Annotated in this window: 14 protein-coding genes; 3 read left to right on the forward strand and 11 right to left on the reverse strand. The window is 44.0% G+C overall.

Annotated elements, in window-relative coordinates; translation table 11 throughout:
- Positions 1 to 36: 36 nt before the first annotated feature.
- From AC1XUD_RS02795 to AC1XUD_RS02815, 5 genes are all read right to left on the reverse strand, one after another.
- Positions 37 to 1,563 (reverse strand): succinate CoA transferase, encoded by a 1,527-nt coding sequence (locus AC1XUD_RS02795; RefSeq protein ID WP_483359422.1) that lies wholly within the window; start codon positions 1,561 to 1,563, stop codon positions 37 to 39.
- A 6-nt stretch (positions 1,564 to 1,569) separates the two neighbouring features.
- Positions 1,570 to 2,082, reverse strand: coding sequence for a hypothetical protein (locus tag AC1XUD_RS02800; protein WP_483359423.1), 513 nt, complete (start codon positions 2,080 to 2,082; stop codon positions 1,570 to 1,572).
- Positions 2,083 to 2,104: 22 nt separating this feature from the next.
- Positions 2,105 to 3,214 carry a L,D-transpeptidase family protein gene (locus AC1XUD_RS02805; RefSeq protein ID WP_483359424.1) on the reverse strand — a complete coding sequence of 370 codons (1,110 nt, stop codon included), beginning with the start codon at positions 3,212 to 3,214 and terminating at the stop codon, positions 2,105 to 2,107.
- 294 nt (positions 3,215 to 3,508) lie between these two features.
- The gene (locus tag AC1XUD_RS02810; protein ID WP_483359425.1) at positions 3,509 to 4,213 is read right to left on the reverse strand and encodes a LytR/AlgR family response regulator transcription factor; all 705 of its coding nucleotides are present in this window, start codon (positions 4,211 to 4,213) and stop codon (positions 3,509 to 3,511) included.
- Positions 4,210 to 5,250 carry a sensor histidine kinase gene (locus AC1XUD_RS02815; protein WP_483359426.1) on the reverse strand — a complete coding sequence of 347 codons (1,041 nt, stop codon included), beginning with the start codon at positions 5,248 to 5,250 and terminating at the stop codon, positions 4,210 to 4,212. Before AC1XUD_RS02815 ends, AC1XUD_RS02810 begins: the two co-directional genes overlap by 4 nt.
- A 204-nt stretch (positions 5,251 to 5,454) precedes the next feature.
- On the opposite strand from AC1XUD_RS02815, the gene AC1XUD_RS02820 reads away from it, so the two are divergent.
- Positions 5,455 to 6,384: an ATP-binding cassette domain-containing protein gene (locus AC1XUD_RS02820; protein ID WP_483359427.1), complete on the forward strand. Its 930-nt coding sequence runs from the start codon at positions 5,455 to 5,457 to the stop codon at positions 6,382 to 6,384.
- Positions 6,381 to 7,133, forward strand: coding sequence for an ABC transporter permease (locus tag AC1XUD_RS02825; protein ID WP_483359428.1), 753 nt, complete (start codon positions 6,381 to 6,383; stop codon positions 7,131 to 7,133). The genes AC1XUD_RS02820 and AC1XUD_RS02825 overlap by 4 nt, the downstream gene beginning before the upstream one ends.
- 628 nt (positions 7,134 to 7,761) lie before the next feature.
- Here AC1XUD_RS02825 and AC1XUD_RS02830 read toward each other — a convergent pair.
- The 6 genes from AC1XUD_RS02830 to AC1XUD_RS02855 form a co-directional block, all read right to left on the reverse strand.
- Complete coding sequence (locus tag AC1XUD_RS02830) at positions 7,762 to 8,328, reverse strand: TetR/AcrR family transcriptional regulator (RefSeq protein ID WP_483359429.1); 567 nt, start codon at positions 8,326 to 8,328, stop codon at positions 7,762 to 7,764.
- Positions 8,329 to 8,502: 174 nt separating this feature from the next.
- The gene (locus AC1XUD_RS02835; protein ID WP_483359430.1) at positions 8,503 to 11,640 is read right to left on the reverse strand and encodes an efflux RND transporter permease subunit; all 3,138 of its coding nucleotides are present in this window, start codon (positions 11,638 to 11,640) and stop codon (positions 8,503 to 8,505) included.
- 45 nt (positions 11,641 to 11,685) lie between these two features.
- Entirely contained in the window at positions 11,686 to 12,741 is a 1,056-nt protein-coding gene (locus tag AC1XUD_RS02840) for an efflux RND transporter periplasmic adaptor subunit (protein WP_483359431.1), read from the reverse strand.
- 51 nt (positions 12,742 to 12,792) lie between these two features.
- Positions 12,793 to 14,130: a TolC family protein gene (locus AC1XUD_RS02845; RefSeq protein ID WP_483359432.1), complete on the reverse strand. Its 1,338-nt coding sequence runs from the start codon at positions 14,128 to 14,130 to the stop codon at positions 12,793 to 12,795.
- Between the two features lie 162 nt (positions 14,131 to 14,292).
- The gene (locus AC1XUD_RS02850) at positions 14,293 to 14,916 is read right to left on the reverse strand and encodes a TetR/AcrR family transcriptional regulator (RefSeq protein ID WP_483359433.1); all 624 of its coding nucleotides are present in this window, start codon (positions 14,914 to 14,916) and stop codon (positions 14,293 to 14,295) included.
- 507 nt (positions 14,917 to 15,423) lie between these two features.
- Positions 15,424 to 16,035 (reverse strand): hypothetical protein, encoded by a 612-nt coding sequence (locus tag AC1XUD_RS02855; RefSeq protein ID WP_483359434.1) that lies wholly within the window; start codon positions 16,033 to 16,035, stop codon positions 15,424 to 15,426.
- Between the two features lie 886 nt (positions 16,036 to 16,921).
- On the opposite strand from AC1XUD_RS02855, the gene AC1XUD_RS02860 reads away from it, so the two are divergent.
- Positions 16,922 to 19,594: a sialate O-acetylesterase gene (locus tag AC1XUD_RS02860; RefSeq protein ID WP_483359435.1), complete on the forward strand. Its 2,673-nt coding sequence runs from the start codon at positions 16,922 to 16,924 to the stop codon at positions 19,592 to 19,594.
- Positions 19,595 to 19,652: the final 58 nt, after the last annotated feature.

A 19,652-nucleotide genomic window follows, 5' to 3' on the forward strand; every position in this document is an offset into this window, starting at 1 on the left:
AATGATATAGAAGCTGTGAACGTATCATGCAAGTCGCTATAAACTTTGCGCAGATTCGGGAAGGCTGCGTTTGCCCTTCATTGAACCCGTAGTTCGAAGCCTGTGATACACGTCAAAAGCTTTTTCAAGGATATGAGGCGTTTGGCCTCCTCTTTTGCATGCTTCGTTAAAATACTCCTTTAGCATTTCGTGGTAATCCGGATGGACGCAGTTTTTAAGGATCGCTTGTGCCTTTTGCCTCGGCGTAAGCCCCCGCAAATCGGCGAGACCCTGTTCTGTAACTATTACGTCAACATCATGTTCGGAATGGTCAACATGCGAAACCATCGGTACGATGCGGGAGATTGTATTTCCCTGGCAGACAGACTCGGTTACGAAGATGCTCATGAAGCAGTTTTGGGCAAAATCTGCGGAGCCGCCAATTCCGTTCATGATATGGGTACCACCAATGTGAGAGGAGTTGACATTCCCATAAAGATCACATTCCAGGGCTGTGTTTATCGCTATCACCCCAAGTCTTCCGATAACTTCTGCGGAGTTGGTAATATCCTGGGGCCTAAGAATGATCTTGTCTTTATAATGCTCCCAGTTTTGGAATAGACGCTGATAGCAAGCGTCTGAAACGGTTATGGAGGAGCCGGATGCATAATCCATCTTGCCTGCATCAATGAGATCGAAGGTGCTGTCCTGCAAGACTTCCGAATACATGGTCAAATGGTTGAAATTACTTTCAGTAAACCCTTTCAAAACCGCATTTGCCACTTTGCCGATGCCAGCCTGCAGGGGTAGAAGCGAATTCGTTAAACGACCAGCGGCAACTTCAGTTGTTAGGAAATCAAGAATATAACCAGCGATCTTCTCCGTGTTTTTATCGGGAAGGAGAATATCGGAAGGAGTATCTTTGGTGTCTGTGAAAACAATACCAATAATTTTGTCAGGGTCACATGGAATAGAGCTGAGGCCAATTCGTTCACTAACGGATCTGATCGGTATAATTTGTTTTTGCGGATAGTTTCCAATATCAAATACGTCGTGTATTCCTTCAATGTAAGTTGGTATTGAAGTATTAATTTCGATGATGACTTGTTTCGCCAACGAGGCGAAGATTGCAGAATTGCCGACAGAAAGGCTTGGTACAATATGACCCTCTTCATGTATGCAGATCGCTTCGATAATGGCAATGTCGATAGGGGGGAAAACCCTGTTTTTTAGAAACATGGCGGTTTCGCCGAGGTTCTCGTCAATATATCCAAGCTGCCCTTCATTGATCAGCGTCCGCATCACGGGATCCGACTGGAAAGGTATGCGCAAAGCGATGGCCCCTGCTGTTGCCAGTTTTGCATCGGTTTGTTGTCCCAGCGATGCGCCGGTAATAAGAGTAATTTTCAAAGGATCGAATTCTGCACGCTCCGCCAAGGCTGGCAGTATAGCCTTGCTGTCCCCGGACTTTGTAAAGCCACTTGAGGCAACCACCATTCCGTTTTTGATCAGACTGGCCGCATACTTTGCAGTGATGACCCTTTCCCTTAACGCTGTGTTTTGGATTCTCGATATGTCTTCCATCTTAGTTTACGTTAAAGCGGCCGACGAAATCGGCGCCAGCCCCGGTTTTTTTTCTGATCGAGACGCAGCAAAGGGCTTCTGAAGACGGAATAAGGCAACGGCCAACAGCAAAGGCGCTGGAAAAGCAACATACCATCCCAGCCGCGCGAGACATAGGCAAAGAACTATACCGGCTACACATCCAACCCTGAATAGCCGTCCTTTTAAAAACATAGATAAAGCGACCAATGTCAAAGCAATTGGGATGGTCAGAATCATGGGCTTGATAATCGCCTCGAATATGCCTAGAATGAGCGTTTTATCAAGAGGGATAGTTGTTTCCGCGTAATGGTGATTGGGCCATGGAGAATCAAGGGCTATGTAGGTAATAACTGCCGCAGCCCCAATAAATATTATAAAAAATGCTGCCTTTGTATACCCAAGATATTTTTTACTGCTCCAGACAAGTGTGAGTGCAAGAAGGTTGGCTATTGAATAGGCTATCCAAAAACTAACGGAATTGATGTTATCTGTTTCCATGATTTAATGTTTAAAAGTATGGTTACGGCAATCGGGTCCTGTTATAAATATCAGAGTGGTAGGTCAAACCATTTTGGGCCTCCACTTCTATATACGTAATGACTACGGGAATTTTTTTCGGCAACGGAAATACTTTTGATGGGATGTTTTGCAAACGATCCTCCATAAACGTTTCAGGCAAAAGCTGCTTTTGCATAAGTAGGTTTGCCAGCCTAATCGGTTCTTCAACTCGGATGCAACCATGACTCAAAAACCGATATTTTTTGTTGAAAAGCTCCCGATGGTTTGTGTCATGCAGGTAAACGTCATAGGGGCTGTCAATATCAAATTTGATGACTCCAAGGGCGTTGTCGCAACCTGTGGATTGTCTAAGGCGAAAAGGAAAATTGCGGGAAGACAAACTGTTCCAATTGATTGATTCCGGGGAGACTATCACACCTTCGGCTGATATTACCTGCATTTTCATTGCATTCATAAAGCCTTCCGGATCCCTTTTTATTTTTGGCAAAAACTCCTTTATCGCGATCGATCTGGGAACATTCCAATAGGGATAAGTTATGATTTTGGTAATGTGTGCGCCAAAAATAGGAGTAGGGGTCGACGGACTTCCAACGATTACGGCGCATTTCAAAAGTAATTCCCCTTTGCGGTTAACGAGGCGAAGCGTCGCAGAAGGAATATTGACAAGGACTATCATATCGTCTGGCAGCCGATTGATCAGCGCGTACTCGTTGAAAGCATGGCGAATCTTTTCCCAGTCGACTAACGAATCTGATCTTGTTGCAATCAGGGAATCGACGGTTCTTTTCAGTGTCTGATATGGCTCCAGGCGAGGTTCAAGAGAATCCAGTTCTGATTGCATCGTTTCCGGATTTTCCAGGATCCGTTTTACAGCCGAATTCACATTTGATGAATCTATCTGTTCGGAAAGATTCCAGCGGCGTTTTGACTCAAATGAGCCATAGGATACGTCATAAACAAGTTTGCTAACTTCTGTACTGTCATTTGGCTTGCCTGTCGTTTCTATAATTAACCGGTGCTTTATCCGCTCATCAATTTGCTGGGCTTTCACACCTCCGTTGAAACAAGCCGCCACAGCTAATGTGCTATATATGAGAAGTATTGCTCGCATCGTCGGTATTTTTTTATATACCAAAATAAATCATTCCATACTGGAAAAAAGCTGACGGGCAATATCATATGACATGATCTGAGTCATAATTCTTATGCGACCAAGTGCCATGAGTAATATAAGTCGGTGGGTATGCGTGGCACGTTGAAGAATGTCAAAATTGATACCCCCAATATTATTTCAGTATCGTTTGTACTCCCTGGTAACGGGTGTCCGGAAGCGCTTCGGTAGCTGTTTAGAAGTACACTTTTAATCAGGCCTATTATTTAAAGATGATAAGGGTTGATCTCCCTGCTACACGCCCAGCATTTTCATGAATTCGTCTTTATAATTGCCTCCCAATGGAACTTCTATTTTGCCAAGCATGATCCGGTTACCTTGTAAACTAGTCACTTTTGAAAGGTTGATAATAAAGGATCGATGAACCCTTAAAAACAGCTCGGCTGGCAGCTGGGTCTCGATCGATGAGAGTGGTGTAGAGCTTATCAGGTACTCGTCGGAAGTAATTACTTTGGTATTATTCCTGCTGGCTTCCAGAAAAAGGATTTGATCGTAGTTCAATTTGTTGATCCTGCCTTCTGTCCGCAGTAATAAATGACTGATTGACGTATCATGCGATATTTCAGGCCTGGTGGTTATTTTAGTGTTCAGTCTTTCCAAAACACGGTCAATGGCGATAATGAACCGTTCGATGGAAAACGGTTTCAATAAATAATCGCAGGCAGCAAGATCAAATGCATCAGTTGCAAATTCTTTGTAGGCGGTAGTGAAAACCACCATCGGAGGGTTCTTCAATGTTTTCAAGAGTTCAATCCCTGACAGCACAGGCATATTGATATCCATTAATAGCAGGTCGACTTTCTGCTGCTGTATTTTCTCCCTGGCTTCGAAGGCATCGGCGCATTGGCCTACAATACGCAAAATAGGAAGCAGGTTACAGTATTCAACTAAAATTTCCCTTGCAATCGGGGCATCGTCAACGATTAAACAATTGATCATAATAATTTTGCTTTCAACCGTAATTCTACATTATAGGTATCACTGTCTGCGTGGGTATTGTAGAAATAGTCTTCCCCATATATTAGATCTAATCTTTTCAGTGTATGGTGCAGGCCGATGCCCGACGGTTCCTCAACATCGGTTTGGTGACTGCGGTCAGCTTCGAATGAATTTTTTACAGTGAAGCAAATCCAGTCCCCTATCACTTGTAATGTGATGACGATCCACATCTTTGGCCTTCGCGTGGCTTTAGAATATTTGAATGCATTTTCAACAAAAACAATTAGCAGCATGGGAGCGATCCGTATCCGATCGTCCGGATGTTCTTCGATCGCAAGTTCCAGGGATAGTCTTTCACCGTTTTGTATTTTCTCAAAGTCAATGTAATTCTTTAAGTAAAGCAGCTCATTTTGAAGTGAAATGAACTCCTCCCTGGTTTCATAAACACTATACCTCAGCAATTCAGAAAGTTTCAGAAGCAATTGCGGAACCCTTTGCTGCTGGGTAAGTGATATTCCGTAAATGTTGTTGAGTGTATTAAACAGAAAATGCGGACTCAGTTGTGATAGCAGAAGCCGCAGTTCGCTTTCCTTTTGCCCTTGCGCAATTTTGGCATCTGAGACCTGCATCCATACTGCATGCCGCGCCAGGGCAATTGCGATACCCAGAAATACAAAGAGTACCGAAACAGGAAGACAGATAAACAAGTACTGAAGGAAGTATCGGGGTATGTTCCCTTTGAACATATATGCAGCACCGGCAGCACTACCCAGTACCATTACCAGGAAAATTAGTGCTGACCTGACCAGCGGCGCTGATACCGCCGACCGGTTTAGCCAGGACTTGCCGTACCACCTTCCCACATACGTGCATGTCAAAATGTAAAGGCAGCTTATCATAGCTGCCACAGCCACGTCGTGGTTACCACTTAAAATTACCGCGCATGAAAAGACAGCCACAAACGCAAGAGAGAAAGTCAGGTGCGCCAATATCCTTGAAGCCATTACTTTTCCGATAAGAGATTCCAGCTGTTCCATTACCCAAATATGGATGATTAATGGCTCTTTCGAAACATTTCATGCCGAAAGCAGACTTTTTAATGCCTGAATGCCCTGATCTGTTCCCGAAATGATTCGGCATGGCAACTGTGCATTAGGGCAGGCTTACAAAGGTTTGTATCCTGATCATTTTTCCATCTTAACAAAGGCATGAATATTTGCCAGCCATTTAAATACACTGATATGATTGATGAGAATGAACTTGCAATTGAAACTTGCAATTTGTCTTTTAGCTTTTCAAAAAACGGCACTGTCGTTAAAGAGCTGAATATGCGAATTCCCAAAGGAGCGATATATGGTTTTTTAGGTCCTAACGGCGCGGGTAAAACCACCACGATCAGGTTGTTACTTGATTTGCTTCCAAGCAGCCCGACAGCCATCAAGGTTTTTGGAAAATTCCTTCGAGATGATCGTAATTTTACACTTTCCCGGATCGGTGCGCTGATTGAAACACCATCCCTTTATGAGCACCTGACTGGGCTTGACAACCTAAGGATAACGGCATATCTGAGGAGCATCGGAAATGAACGAGTATGGCAAGTACTGAAAATGGTGGGACTAATTTCAGAGGCACGAAAGTATGTTCATAACTATTCATTGGGGATGAAACAGCGGCTTGGCCTGGCGTTGGCATTGCTTGCGAGTCCTGATTTGCTGATCCTTGATGAGCCTACGAATGGCCTTGACCCCAACGGCATTATAGAGATCAGGGAACTGTTAAATGAGTTGAATGTGAAGCATGGTATTACGATTCTAATATCAAGTCATTTACTTTCGGAAGTTGAAAGGCTTGTTTCCCACGTAGGTATCATCGGTAAAGGTAAAATGCTGTTTCAAGGACCTGTCAAAGAATTGCAGCAAATCAGCAGGGACAAAAGCGTAATTGAAATTGATACTGATGACAACACGCGCGCCCTGGAAATCCTACGGATAGATCATCTGGCCAGCATGAATGCCACGCAACTGATCGATGTGAAGTATGCAGGCAAGGATCAAGTGGCGCAGGTGATCTCATTGTTGACCGCGAAAGGGTTGTGTGTCAATCGCGCACAGCTGATAGACAGCACTCTGGAACAAATCTTCCTTTCAATTATAAAAGATGATCATTTATGAAATTGTTTTACACCGAGCTTATCAAGCTAAAAAATACTTTTGCCTTCTGGTTGTGCATATTGGGTGCTCTTTTTATCCCTCTTATCTTATTTGCCACCTATCTGTCAGATATAAAAGCATTTATGCCTGTTCATGGAGTAAATCCCTGGGACGACTTTCTGGTTCGCACGCTAAATGGCTGCTGTTTCTTTTCAGTTGGCTTTGTTCTGTTGGTCATCGGTCTGATTGTCAATATCGAGCATAAGGCCAATGCCTGGAAGCAGCTATTTACATTGCCGATCAGCAGAGACAGGATTTACCTGGGCAAACTGATGGTTGTTTTCGCTATGGTCATTGTTTTTTTTGCTTTATATTTTTCATTCACTGTAGTATCGGGTGTCGCGCTTGGCTATGGAATACCGGCTTTTGGATTCCTGCAATATCCTATACCCAGCCAACATATTTTCAGATTTGTGACCGAATTTTTCCTTTCTATACTACCGACCGTGTTTTTGCAGTATTGGCTGTCATTGCGGCTAAAAAGTTTGATCGTCTCGCTTGGTGTTGGTCTGGGAGGGCTGATGATTGGATTGTTATTAAAAGGCTGGGAATATGTTATTTATCTACCGTATGCAGCCCCATTTCAAATGTTGAATTACAGTGAAAAGAATCTATCTGGCTTCCAAAATCTTTATTTACTAAACGCAGTGTATACGGGGTTATTCGTCTTCCTGAGCTACAAATATTTCACCAAACGATTTCGCGGATAACCATACTGACTATTTCTCGTCTTTAATCGAGATGTCGTCGGTGGTTAACAGGATATTGAATCATAAGCAAGTCACTGCTGGCAAGGACGGCTATAGGTTAAAATCGGTTTTTTTAACTGCCGGAAGCGAAATCTGCCAGCTCCCGTTGATTTCACCGCTCGTACTTAAACGGGATTTCTAATATCAAAGCTACTAGCTGAAACGAGTTGATTTTAGGTTACAAGTATCTTCCTGTTGGCGACTTCATGAGTACCGCACACTCACCCGCAGCGCTTTCAGTCCTGTAACCCCCTGCAGATGTTCCAGATCCAGGAATTCAAGATCCGAACAGAGAATCCCCTGAAAAAGAATTTATTGTCTTCCGGATAAAGAACAGCTTTGAGCGCATCTTGCATCTGTGTATCAGTAATCTCCTGGATAGCAAACCGTTCAGGATCAGTTATATACCTGTTTGAAAGATGGAGGTGGGTCACCTCGGCGACCTCTATTTTTCTGCCCGTTGCTTTAAATGGTCCATTAACCTGGCAAAAGACAAGGTGAAATGGAAAGGCCTTTCTTGATGTTTCTCTTTGGTCAGGTCTACAAGGATTGTTTTCACGATAGGAACATAGTACGATTTAACAACGCGCTACCAGGCTACAGCCCTTGTCGCCACGCCGCTTACGAAGAATTTTTTCAGCTGTTTATAAAGTTCAGGCCTTTCAATTTCTGAAATAGTGGTATCGCTGATTGCAAGCCTGATTTGCCAGCAATATATATGAACAACCCAAAGGCTATCTGCTTGGGAATCAAAAACATTGGACAGTTTCCCTTTGTCTAAGGTGGCAACCAGGCTATCAGCAAAGTCTTTTTTAATAAAATTGTCGATTAGTTCAAATGACTCCCGATAATATCTTTGAAGGTTGCAATAGAAAATCGTAGGAAATAATTCGCCGATCCGGATAGAGCAATCCAGTAGCCAGTCCATCCGTGACTGTGGGCTTGTTAATCCAGGCTGATTGGCTAACATTTCCTCACATTTTTCAAGCTGGGTTTTAACGACGCTTTCGATCAAAACCTCTTTACTTTCAAACAATTTAAAAAGCGTTGCTTTGGAAATACCACAAGCAACCGCGATATCCTGTGTCGAAACTCCCTGAGTTCCTTTTTGCCTGAAAAGCAAACAGGCAACGTTTATGATTTTCTCGCTTTTCATTTTAGAAGATCCTTATTGATCCATAATACTTTACCCGACAGTTCTTTTGCAACCTCCAGTCCGGCGCGCCCTCGCCCACTATCTTTTTCATTTTCCTTAAACAGTGCATGGTTAGGATTAAAAACCCCGATCCAGCTACTTGAAAAGAGCAGCCTAAACCGGGGACCAATCTTTTTAGTGCGCAGCCACTGACACGCTACCTGAATGATCTAGCTTCTTTGGAAACCTTTGTCTGTATTTATCTCCGATTCTGTCCACGCAATAGTACACCATCGGCACCACAAACACGGTGAGGCAAAGACTGGTCGACAATCCGCCGATCACCACCCACGCCAGTCCATTTTTCCATTCACTGCCCGGGGCTGTACTGGTGGCAATAGGGAGCATGCCAATCACCATCGCAAGGGTTGTCATCAGGATGGGACGAAGCCTGGTTTGTCCGGCTTGTATTAAAGCGGTCCAGGTGCTGTCACCTTGTTCTTTACGCTGGTTGGCAAAGTCCACGATCAGGATGGCATTTTTTGCTACAAGTCCCAGAAGCATGATCATACCCAGGATCGTGAAAATACTCATGGACGATTTGGTTAGTGCAAGCGCAAGAAAAACCCCCAGGAAGGCCACCGGAATGGCGAACAGCACTACAAAGGGATATATGAAGTTATTATACAAGGCCACCATGACCAGGTACATCAGAAAAATCGCAGCTACAATAGCCGCAGCCAGTGAGCCGAAGGAATCTGCCTGGCGCTCGGCATCTCCACTCCACCGTAAATCAATGCCGGCTGGGAGAGGCTTTTCAGTCAGAGATTGATTGATGTTGTCGATCACGTTACCAGACGGCAGGCCGAGTACATTGCTTTTTATCGTAACCGAGGTCCTTCTGTCCTTACGTTCCAGAACGCTTGGTCCGCTGCCCTGCACAATATCTGCAAATTGTGATAGCTTGATAGATTTTCCGGCATCGTTGACAAAAGAAATATTTTTAACATCTTCGACATCGTGTTTGTTAAAATCATCGAATTTGACACGGATATCGTATTCATTGTTGCCGACCCGGTATTTCGCATCGTCATTTCCCGAATAGGCGTTCTGTAGGGTGGCACCCACACTGTAAATGTTCAAGCCTAGCTGCCCCATTTTTTCACGGTTGATATCGACTTCCACTTCAGGGTTTCCGGCCTCAACGCTAAGGGTGGTGTTGATCGCTCCGGGCATGGCGGCTATCCGGGCTTTCAGTTCGTTCGCCACTTGCATCAGCTGGTCGTTATCTTCTCCGTTCAAAACGATCTGGATCGGGTCTCCCATGTTGACCATGCTCACCATACTTGGACTAACCTTCACGCCCGGGAATTGACGGGCAATTTCCTGGCTCTTTTTAAGCATCAGTTTTTCGGTTGAAAGCGTGCGCCGGGCTTTGTCAACCAGTGTTACGGTTAATTCCGTTTTATAATCGGAACCCACACCGGCTACAATAGATGAGGTACTGCTACCCGCTACGTTGCTGAATACCGTTGTTACATCGGGCTGCTTGCGCAGATAACTCTCAATTGCATAACTCCGCAGGTTGTTTTGCTTCACTGTCAGGCTTTTGTCGTATTCCAGGGCCAGTCTGAATTGTCCCTTATCGCTTTGGGTAATAAATTCGTTACCAATAATGCCCATGTTCATCACCACGCCAATGATCGCAAAAAGCGATAGCACAAAGCCGGCCATGATTAATTTATGCTTCAATGTCCATTGAAGTGCGCCGACATACCAGGCAGTGAGGCCGTCAAGAAGCCGTTCAAACTGGATAAGCACTTTGTGAAATACATTTTTGTTGTTCAGTACGGTTACCTTTCCGAAACGCGATGCGAGCCATGGAGTCAGCGTATAACAAACGAACAAGCTCATCAGGGTCGCTATCACAATGGTAACCGCATATTGGCGAAGTACATCACCGATTGTATTCTGGATCAGACACAGCGGACCAAACACCACCACGTCGACCGTTGTAATGGCCAGGGCAGAGAAGCCAATTTCGTTTCTTCCATCGAGCGCAGCTGTACGTTTATCCTTGCCCATATGGAGGTGCCGGTGGATGTTTTCCAGTACCACAATACTGTCATCGACCAGGATGCCGATAACCAAAGAAAGTGCGAGCAAGCTCATCAGGTTCAGACTGAAACCGAAGAAATACATCGCAATAAAGGTGGAGATCAGAGAAGTGGGGATTGCTACCAGAACGATCAGCGAGTCGCGGATGCTGTGCAGGAACAAAAGCATGATGGCCGCGACCAGAATTACCGATATCTCAAGGTCATGAATTACACCGTCTGCTGAGTCAAGGGTGTAGTCCGCTGTATCGTCTGCAATGATGAATTTCACGCCTTTGGCTGCATATTTATCCTGGATGGTCGTGATTTTTGCCTTTACCTGCTTGCTGATTTCAACCGCATTGGCATCACCCTGTTTTTTAATCAAAAGACCAATGGCATTTTCCCCATTGTAACGAAAAACGGAAGCTGGTTCTTTGGTAACATCAGAAACGGTGGCGATGTCACTTAGTTTGACAGGACTGCCTGCAGAGGGAAGCGCGATAGTCAGATCATTCAGCTGGGCTACCGAAGAAAACTTGCCGGTCAGCCGGACGGTCATCTGCCCTGAATCCTCCGACTTGACTTTTCCGGCTGGAAACTCGACGTTCGCGTTGATAATCGCCTGGGTAACATTCAGGATAGAAAGTCCGTAATAGTCCAGTTTGTCTTTCAGCACATTTACCTGTATTTCTCTTTCCTGCCCGCCAATGACCGTGATTTCTCCCACACCTGTGATTTGCTGAAACTGCGGGTTGATCTCATTTTTTATGACATCGTAAAATTGTGAGTTGCTTAATCTGGAAACGGCTGCCAGCTGGATAATCGGCTGGTCGCTTGGTGTTACCTTGGAAATACTGGGAGATTTCACGTCAGAAGGAAGATCACTTAAAATGTTGTTGATCTTCCTTTGTACTTCCTGTTGTTTGCTGTCAATATCACTTCCCACGTTAAATTCAGCTGTGATGATTGAGTTACTTTCCAGCGACTGCGAGGATACTGTTTTGATACCATCCACACCGCTGAGGACATCTTCTATTTTTTTTGTAACAGTCTGTTCTACATTGACAGGCGCTGCTCCAGGATACTGGGTGGTGATCACCAGCGTTGGCTGGCTCATTTCGGGCATGAGCTCATAGCTTAGCTTGGTGTAGCAGAATATTCCCCCGGCGAGAAGGATTATGAAAATCACAATGATCAGCGAAGGGCGCTTGATTGAAATTTCGGTTAATGACATTTTTTCGTTTTTTTAGCTTGAATAACCTGGCTGGTTGCCTTTCCTTTATTTTGCAATGGATACCCTCGAACCGTTATTGAGGTTCACAAGTCCGCCTGAAACAACCAGGTCACCCGCAGCAAGTCCGTTGGTTACCTGCACGCGGTTCTCATTACCACCACCTATCTGGATGTCACGGATTTTCGCAATATTATTTTCAATCACATAAACCTGTGGTTTTGCGGAAGAACCGATGATGGCCGAGCGGGGAACGGTCAGTGCGTCGGCTGACAAAGCATTCGTGAGCACCACCGTCCCGTACATGCCCGACCGCAAAGAAGAATTGTTGTTGGCCACACGGACTTTGACCCGGAAATTATGAGAGGCGTCAGCATCGGATCCAATCATTTCTACGGTTCCCTTAAAACGGGTGCCGGGATGAACATCAGAAGTCACATCAATGGCCTGACCCGTTTTAAATTGACCAATGTTTTTTTCAGGAACATTGATTTCAAGTTTCAAAGAACTGATATCAATGAGCGTAGCCATCTGCATACCCGGAGATACTATCGCTCCCAAATCGAAATTCCGGCTGGTGATTATTCCACCAAACGGTGCATGAATGGTATACTGGCTGATCTGTTTGTTAAGCTGGTCGATCTGGGCTTTTGCGGTAAGCACATCCGTTCTGGCGTTATCAATCTGAAGCTGGGTAACCCCTGAAACAGCCTGCTGATAGCGGGTAAGCGTATTAACGGCCCTGTCGTAATTGGCCTGCGCCGACTGAAGCTGTGCTTTCAAAAGGTCATTGTCGAGCTGGGCAATCACGCTGCCGGACGCCACACTGGATCCTTCCTGTATATTGACCTTCACTACTTTTCCGGTTGTTTCAGCTCCTATTGTCACTTCCCGGTTGGGTGCAAACGAGCCTGTAAAGGCAACGGACTGATCAAACCGTGCCGGTTTTACTGAGTCCACCTGCACCATCACGGCCGTGTTTACATCAGGCTGGTAAATCTTTTCGGTAAGCTCTTCTTTGTTGCTGGTCAGTTTAAAAGCCACCAAAGCTACCAGGGCGCCCACAATGACGAGCGTTAAAATCGTTTTTGCTACTGTATTCATTTTTTGTGTTGTTATGATGTTTGATTTGATCTGTGTCTGAATTGGTAATTCTCACGGAAGAAGGGTGCCCTGTGCTTGTTTCAGGTTCAATTGTGCCTGCTTGATATTGATCAGGGCAGTCACATATTTGTTTTGCGCCGACTGCAGATCGTTTGTCGTATTGATCACGTCACTGACCTTGACAAGTCCGCTTTGATATTGCTGATTGATATCGGATAGTACTTTTTGTGCCAGGGCCAGATTTCTTTTCTGGTTTTCATAAGTGATCAAATTGCTGCGGATATCTGCTCGGGCATTGGCTACATCCTGATCGTTTTGCTGCAGGATCTGTGTGGACTGAACATCAAGCTTTCCAATTTCGAGCTGTTTCTGCTGTGCCTGGTACTTGATATTGAAGCCATCAAAAATGGATATTTTGAATTTGATACCAATGGTAGATGCCGGATAGAATTTGTCGTTGATATTTTTGAGTGGATTGGCATTAAGGTTGTATCCATAGAGCCCGTAGTTGGCAAAAAGCGAGACAGTAGGCATATAGCCCGCCTTGATATTTTTATATTCCAGTTCGGCAACCCGTTTATTTTGAAGCAGTTGTAAATAGTTAGTCTTTTTAGCCGCGTCATAATCGCTGCCTGCCGTGAAACCGACTTCGTTTTCAGTAAAGGCATCGATGCTCACGTCTTCGCTGAGCGGCATGTTCATAAGTACTTTAAGCAGGTTATAATATTTCTCCTTACTATTTTCAAGTCCTTCCAGATCTGCCTTGCTATTGTCACGGGTAACGGTCAGCCTGTCCACATCGGTCTGCGTGGCAAGTCCGGCCTGCAACTGCTCAGTAGTACTTTTTAGCAATGTCTCCGTATTTTGCAAGCTCTGACGGCTTAATTCTTCCTGTTTTAGCAACGACTGGATGTTGTAATAAGTCGCAGCGACGTTGTAGACCAGATCTTCCTGCGAGCTTCTGATCTGGAGCTGGCTTCCTGCCAAAAGAACTTTTGCTGCTTTAAGCGCGATTGTGGCCGATGCGTTATAGATGTTTTGGCTCAATTCTGCGGCCACGGACTTGGTCTGTGCTATACCCAGACGTGCAGGAATATACGTGCCTTCTGTTCCGCCAAAGATTGAGGCGGGAAGTATAGAGGTTTGCACTTGGGGAGAGTACTGGTAGGACCCGCTTGCGCTGATGTTTGGCAGCAATGCGCTGTATGCTTGCCTGATGCCGGCGTTGGTCCGCTCAAGATCCATCGCATCTGCTTTCAGCTGCAGACTTTGGCTAAGGGCAATTTCTGTGCACTGCGTCAGCGAATAGTGCTTTTGCGCCCGGGCCACTGAACTTATACCTGCCCAAATTACGAATGCTACACCGAGGGCATAGTGTTTTGATTTCATACCTATTTATTTTATTTAATTGTTTGACATTTTTGTCGAATCGTGGGCAAAAAAGTACTCTATTGATCCTATCATTACAACCGCTCACGATATGGGTTTCCTTTCAATACGATGAGTTGTCAATTTAATTGTTCGACATTTTTGTCGATTATTGTAAAAAAATTATTCTTTGAATGCGGTTGCCAAAAAATTGATCAGGTATTGCTTTCTTTCTTTCATCAGGTTTAAATATCCTTCGTCGGAAAGATTCATCAAAGATTTAATCATACCCATTCCTGCGAAAGGAAACATACAGGAAGACAGGAAGGTTAAAAATATTTGTTGGGGGTTTCCTTTCATTTCGCCACGCTTGACAGCATCAGCAATACCCGTTTTAAAATACTGGTAAAAATCCTTCTGAAGCATGTTTTGAATATCCTGGAACAAGGCAGGGTTTTTGTTGAACTCGTTAAGCAGGAACAGGTCAACTTCAGGCTTTTGCATGGCATCGTCCATATAGTGGCCTGCAAAAAGCTGCATTTTTTCCAGGATCGTGTAGTTATCGTCCGTAAAATCGGGCATCCGTGAGGCAACCTCCGAGAAAAAATCCTTCCATACTACCGCGAAGAGCTTTTCCTTGCTGCGAAAATAGTAGTGAAGTGCTGTGCGTCCTATGCCTGCCTCATCTGCAATTTCCTGCAATCGGGTGCCCGCAAGACCTTTTTGCAAAAATATTTTTCTGGCAGCCAGTTTAATTTGGGTTTCGGTGTCGGTTATTACTTCGTCGTGCAACATAGTGTTTGACATTTTTGTCGAATACAAATGTCTGATGCTTTTTTGATATTTCAAAATGATTTTAAATCTTTTTGAAATACCTGTACTGATATCAGTGTTTTAATATCAGAGCATAAATTCGCAGTATACTTAAGGGATGTAAACGAAAGTGGTACAAGCCGGGAAACCTTTACGCATTCTGACGCGAAAAGGCTGCTTCATTTTTCAAGGGCTCCTGTATATTGGAACAATTCGAATTTTGGCAACTCCCCTTGTATTGGTTTTGCCGTATTTAGTTACAAGTTAGCAATTTAAAGAACGAGTAAGTATACTTCTGGAAACTTATAAACGGTACGATTATCTCTGAATATTGCGATAGATTCCAATATTTCATGTTAAGCTGTGCCGAGGCGATGATAAAAAGCGGCTTAGCGGGTTCGGAGTTTTGCGAGATTGGCAGATATGGAAATCGAAGATTCCCAAATATCAAATAAAAATTTCTACCTAATAAATTTCTCGAATATAGGATTGCTGTGAAGTTTATCTAATTTTAAAAGCTGTGAAGGACAATTTACCCAACCACTGATGTGCCAAAATCCCGGTTTTGAAAGGATAAATAACTTGATCATATTCCCCTGCATCACGTGTAAGCGTTCTGGCAATGTTTGATTGATATCCGAGATTCATAGTTAGCCTACGCCATTTTGCTCCAATGGAAAATTCAAAACTTGGTGCAAAACGTCGAAATCCATATGCATCCCAATGAATTTTTTTAACATCATCGCTTTTAATGGTAGTTCCTATCAGCCAATCGCCCCTTAATCTACCCTCTGCAAATATTGTAATCAACGACTTTGGATTCACATAATACCGAATACCCGTCCCTAACGAGCCCCAGTGATGTTTTTCATCTTGCAGCCAGATATTTCCCCGATAGTTACAGTCGCAAAGCGTATTTGTTGGGACATCAATTTGCGTATAGGTTAATTCCACAATTGAAGAGAGATGAGACGTGATATAACTTTCTCCCCAAATACTAGCGCCAGTTGAATAATTTGATTTTATAGCTTTTACACGCCCCGGAGGCAGTTGAGGTTGACCATAGTACTTTCGATTATATTCACTTTGCCCTGAGAAAAGTGAAATTCCCAAGTCAAGTCCTCTAACTTCCTGGGCGATAGCTGACGACGACAACCTGGTAATTGATTGTATTACAAAAAGGATGAAAATCAGGTTTTGCATATTAGGGCGAATATTGGTTTCGTTCGCGATCAGATTGCTTCGAATGATTTTGCAAAATAGTTTGGGGCCGTAAATCCGGTCATGTATGAGATTTGTGAAATGCTCAGATCGATACAGATTGATATGGTAGTAGACGGTCCGAAGTTTACACAAAATCGGGGATACTAGATTAACTTGATAATCAATTGACTTCAAAAATTGCAATAAAAATATTGAGGATAAATCAAGCCTAAAAAAAAGTTGGAAGCCCGAATTAAAACGCCTTGAGATGTACGTCTGCAAACGCACAGATTTACATCTCAGGTTAGTTTTTTCTGTTTATGATCAAAAAGTTGGTCCAGAGAATACGCTATTGGTATCCATTGGAAGCTTTAAATGTCTTACATGTCCGCATTTCATGGGATATCGCTTTGGATTGTTTAACTATGCCAGCAAAAATGCAGGTGTGGACGTTGCCTTTGATTTCTGCCTTTTGGAAGACAAGAACCAAAGACGGTATGTTAGCTCGGTTTCGGAAAGATTATTTATTATTATTCGATCAGAATAACAAACTAGAGTGCGCATTTGATGGTCTAGTTAATTTTCAGAAACAGGGGTGGGGGTGTCAGGGTTTGTCACACGTCATGGTGATGAGGTGGTGATTACACTTAAAAATTTCCATCTTACAAGTCAAAAACTGCGCCTGAATATGAATCTCAATGATTTTAATTGGCAAGAATAGTTATTTTAAATCATGTTGACAATTCGGTATGGCAATTGCGACATATATTGACATTATCAATTATCCGCCTTATTCATGAGCATTTTTAAGTGTGTAATTCTGATCCTATTTGTTTTTTCAGGAAATGTTGTTGCCCAGGTCCGTCTGCCAAAGCTGATCGGGGATAATATGGTATTGCAAAGGGATCAGCCGATTACAATCTGGGGTTGGGCTTCTCCAGGTGAAAAAGTGGCTGTAGAGCTAAAAAACAAAAGCTTAGGCACTGTGGCGACGAGGGACGGCAAATGGAAAATACAGCTTCCTGCACAGCCCGCGGGCAGTGGTTATGAAATGGTTGTCAAGGGTAAAAATCGAATCCTGATTAAAAACATAGCATTCGGCGATGTGTGGATTTGCAGTGGACAAAGTAATATGGTCATCAACATGGAGCGCGTCAAGGAGCGTTTCGGAGATGACATATCCTCCGCGAATTTCCCTGATATCCGCAACTTTTTTGTGCCAACGCTCACCGATCTGAACGGTCCTCAACAAGACTTTCCTCTTGGTCAATGGAAGAGTGCCAATTCGAAAGACGTGCTCACCTTTGGAGCGGTAACCTATTTTTTTGCAAGAGATCTTTATAAGCAATTTAACGTTCCCATTGGAATCATTAACAGTTCGGTGGGAGGTACGCCGATCGAAGCCTGGATTAGTGAAGCCGGGTATAAGGATTTTGCTGATATTCAAAAAGTTATTGTCCAAAACAAGGACACCGCTTATATTAATTCATTTAACCGCAGCTTTTCAGGTAGCAAAACAAGACCGCCTCAGGAAACTGATTTGGGCCAGATTGAGCATTGGGAAAGCAATGATTATGAGCCAAAAGGATGGCGAAACTTCAATATTCCGGGTTATTGGGAAGATCAGGGACTTAAAGATCTAAATGGCGTTCTCTGGTTTCGCAGGGAATTTGAAGTTCCTGCAAATTGGATTGGAAAGCAAGTCAAGCTTTTCATGGGCCGAATCGTCGATGCCGATGAAATGTATGTCAATGGCAAAAAGATTGGAAACATTACCTATCAATACCCTCCCCGCCGTTACGAAATACCCCCGGATTTGTTGAAAACGGGCAAAAATACATTTGTGATCCGTGTGACAAACTCGGCTGGTAAGGGCGGGTTTGTGCCGGATAAGCCATATTTCATGAGCGCCATGGATCAACAGATCGATTTAAAAGGAACCTGGCAATATAAGGTAGGGCAGGTATATCAGCCGGTAGGTAAAGAGCATTTCGGTAGTAGTCCTTTGGTCCGTCAAAATCAGCCCTCTGCATTGTACAACGCGATGATCGCTCCTGTTTTGCCTATGAAAATTAAGGGGTATATCTGGTATCAGGGAGAGTCGAATGTAGATGATCCATTGCCATATAACAGGTTGTTGCCTGCGTTGATCAACGATTGGAGAGCATTGTGGAAAAATCCGGACGCGCCTTTTTTGGTGGTGCAATTGCCCAATTTTCAGGATATAAGTTATACTCCTTCTGAGAGCAATATGGCCTCGATCAGGGAAGCTCAAAATAGGGCACTTACACTGAAAAATACGGCGGTGATCGTAACGCTGGATCTGGGAGAGTGGAATGACATTCATCCTTTGAACAAAAAGGACATTGGAAAAAGACTGGCACTGGCTGCCAGAAATCTTGCATACAACGACACGCAGATCGTTTATTCAGGTCCCACACTCAAAGCTCACAATGTTGATAATGAGAAGATCGTGCTCACGTTTGACCATGTTGGAAGCGGTATAACTTCAAAAGATTCGGAGGCATTACGCTGGTTTTCGGTAGCGGATTATGATAAGAAGTTTGTCTGGGCGACTGCCCGTATGATAGGGAAGGATCAGATTGAAGTGTCCAGCGGGTTGGTAAAAGCGCCTAAGTATGTGCGGTACGCATGGCAGGACAATCCCGAGGGAATAAATTTTTATAATTCCGAGGGTCTGCCTGCCTCTCCTTTTCGAACTGACGGCGAGGAACTTGATGAAAGCAAACCTTGGAAAGGCAAAAAATGTGCAGTTGTCTTGACCTATGATGACGCATTAAATGTGCATCTCGATAACGTGCTACCGGCGCTGGACTCGCTGAGTTTGAAAGGTACTTTTTATCTGACGGCCTCATCTGACGCGGCACGAAATAGAATTGCAGACTGGCGTGCAGCAGCTGACAACGGGCATGAATTGGGTAATCATACTTTGTATCACCCCTGCGATGCGACTCTCCCGGGAATGAGCTGGGTAAAACCGGAATATGATCTGAGCAAGTACAGCCTGGCAAGAATACAGGACGAAATTAAAATGTGCAATGCATATCTGAAGTCGATAGATGGAAAAAACAAACGGACTTTTGCATTCACCTGCGGACATAAAAAAGTAGCAGAGGGTGAGTTTATCCATACACTTTCTGATGAGTTTGTAGCTGCCAGGTCTGTAAGACATGAAATGCACAAGATAGAAGAGCAGAATTTGATGGATGTTGACTGCTATGGCATGTCGGGTGAATCCGGTGCAAAAATGATCGGGCTGGTCAGGCAAGCGCAGCAAAGCGGTCAATTACTTGTGTTCCTGTTTCACGGTGTGGGTGGAGAACATGCGCTGAATGTATCCAATCAGGCGCACAGCGAGCTGCTACATTATTTAAAGGAAAATGAAAGGGATATCTATATCGATACGATGCTTAATATGGCTGAGCATATTGGTAAAGTTAAGAAATAGCATATGCCTTGAGTGATATCATTGAGCCCGAAATATAATCCGGATTGAAGACACATTC

This window comes from Dyadobacter sp. HNCC25DJ184 (assembly GCF_056895215.1).

Excerpts from the sequence above, each read along its gene's own strand:
- AC1XUD_RS02795 (WP_483359422.1), bottom strand. The coding sequence starts at position 1,563 with ATGGAAGACATATCGAGAATCCAAAACACAGCGTTAAGGGAAAGGGTC.
- AC1XUD_RS02800 (WP_483359423.1), bottom strand. The coding sequence starts at position 2,082 with ATGGAAACAGATAACATCAATTCCGTTAGTTTTTGGATAGCCTATTCA.
- AC1XUD_RS02805 (WP_483359424.1), bottom strand. The coding sequence starts at position 3,214 with ATGCGAGCAATACTTCTCATATATAGCACATTAGCTGTGGCGGCTTGT.
- AC1XUD_RS02810 (WP_483359425.1), bottom strand. The coding sequence starts at position 4,213 with ATGATCAATTGTTTAATCGTTGACGATGCCCCGATTGCAAGGGAAATT.
- AC1XUD_RS02815 (WP_483359426.1), bottom strand. The coding sequence starts at position 5,250 with ATGGAACAGCTGGAATCTCTTATCGGAAAAGTAATGGCTTCAAGGATA.
- AC1XUD_RS02820 (WP_483359427.1), top strand. The coding sequence starts at position 5,455 with ATGATTGATGAGAATGAACTTGCAATTGAAACTTGCAATTTGTCTTTT.
- AC1XUD_RS02825 (WP_483359428.1), top strand. The coding sequence starts at position 6,381 with ATGAAATTGTTTTACACCGAGCTTATCAAGCTAAAAAATACTTTTGCC.
- AC1XUD_RS02830 (WP_483359429.1), bottom strand. The coding sequence starts at position 8,328 with ATGAAAAGCGAGAAAATCATAAACGTTGCCTGTTTGCTTTTCAGGCAA.
- AC1XUD_RS02835 (WP_483359430.1), bottom strand. The coding sequence starts at position 11,640 with ATGTCATTAACCGAAATTTCAATCAAGCGCCCTTCGCTGATCATTGTG.
- AC1XUD_RS02840 (WP_483359431.1), bottom strand. The coding sequence starts at position 12,741 with ATGAATACAGTAGCAAAAACGATTTTAACGCTCGTCATTGTGGGCGCC.
- AC1XUD_RS02845 (WP_483359432.1), bottom strand. The coding sequence starts at position 14,130 with ATGAAATCAAAACACTATGCCCTCGGTGTAGCATTCGTAATTTGGGCA.
- AC1XUD_RS02850 (WP_483359433.1), bottom strand. The coding sequence starts at position 14,916 with ATGTCAAACACTATGTTGCACGACGAAGTAATAACCGACACCGAAACC.
- AC1XUD_RS02860 (WP_483359435.1), top strand. The coding sequence starts at position 16,922 with ATGAGCATTTTTAAGTGTGTAATTCTGATCCTATTTGTTTTTTCAGGA.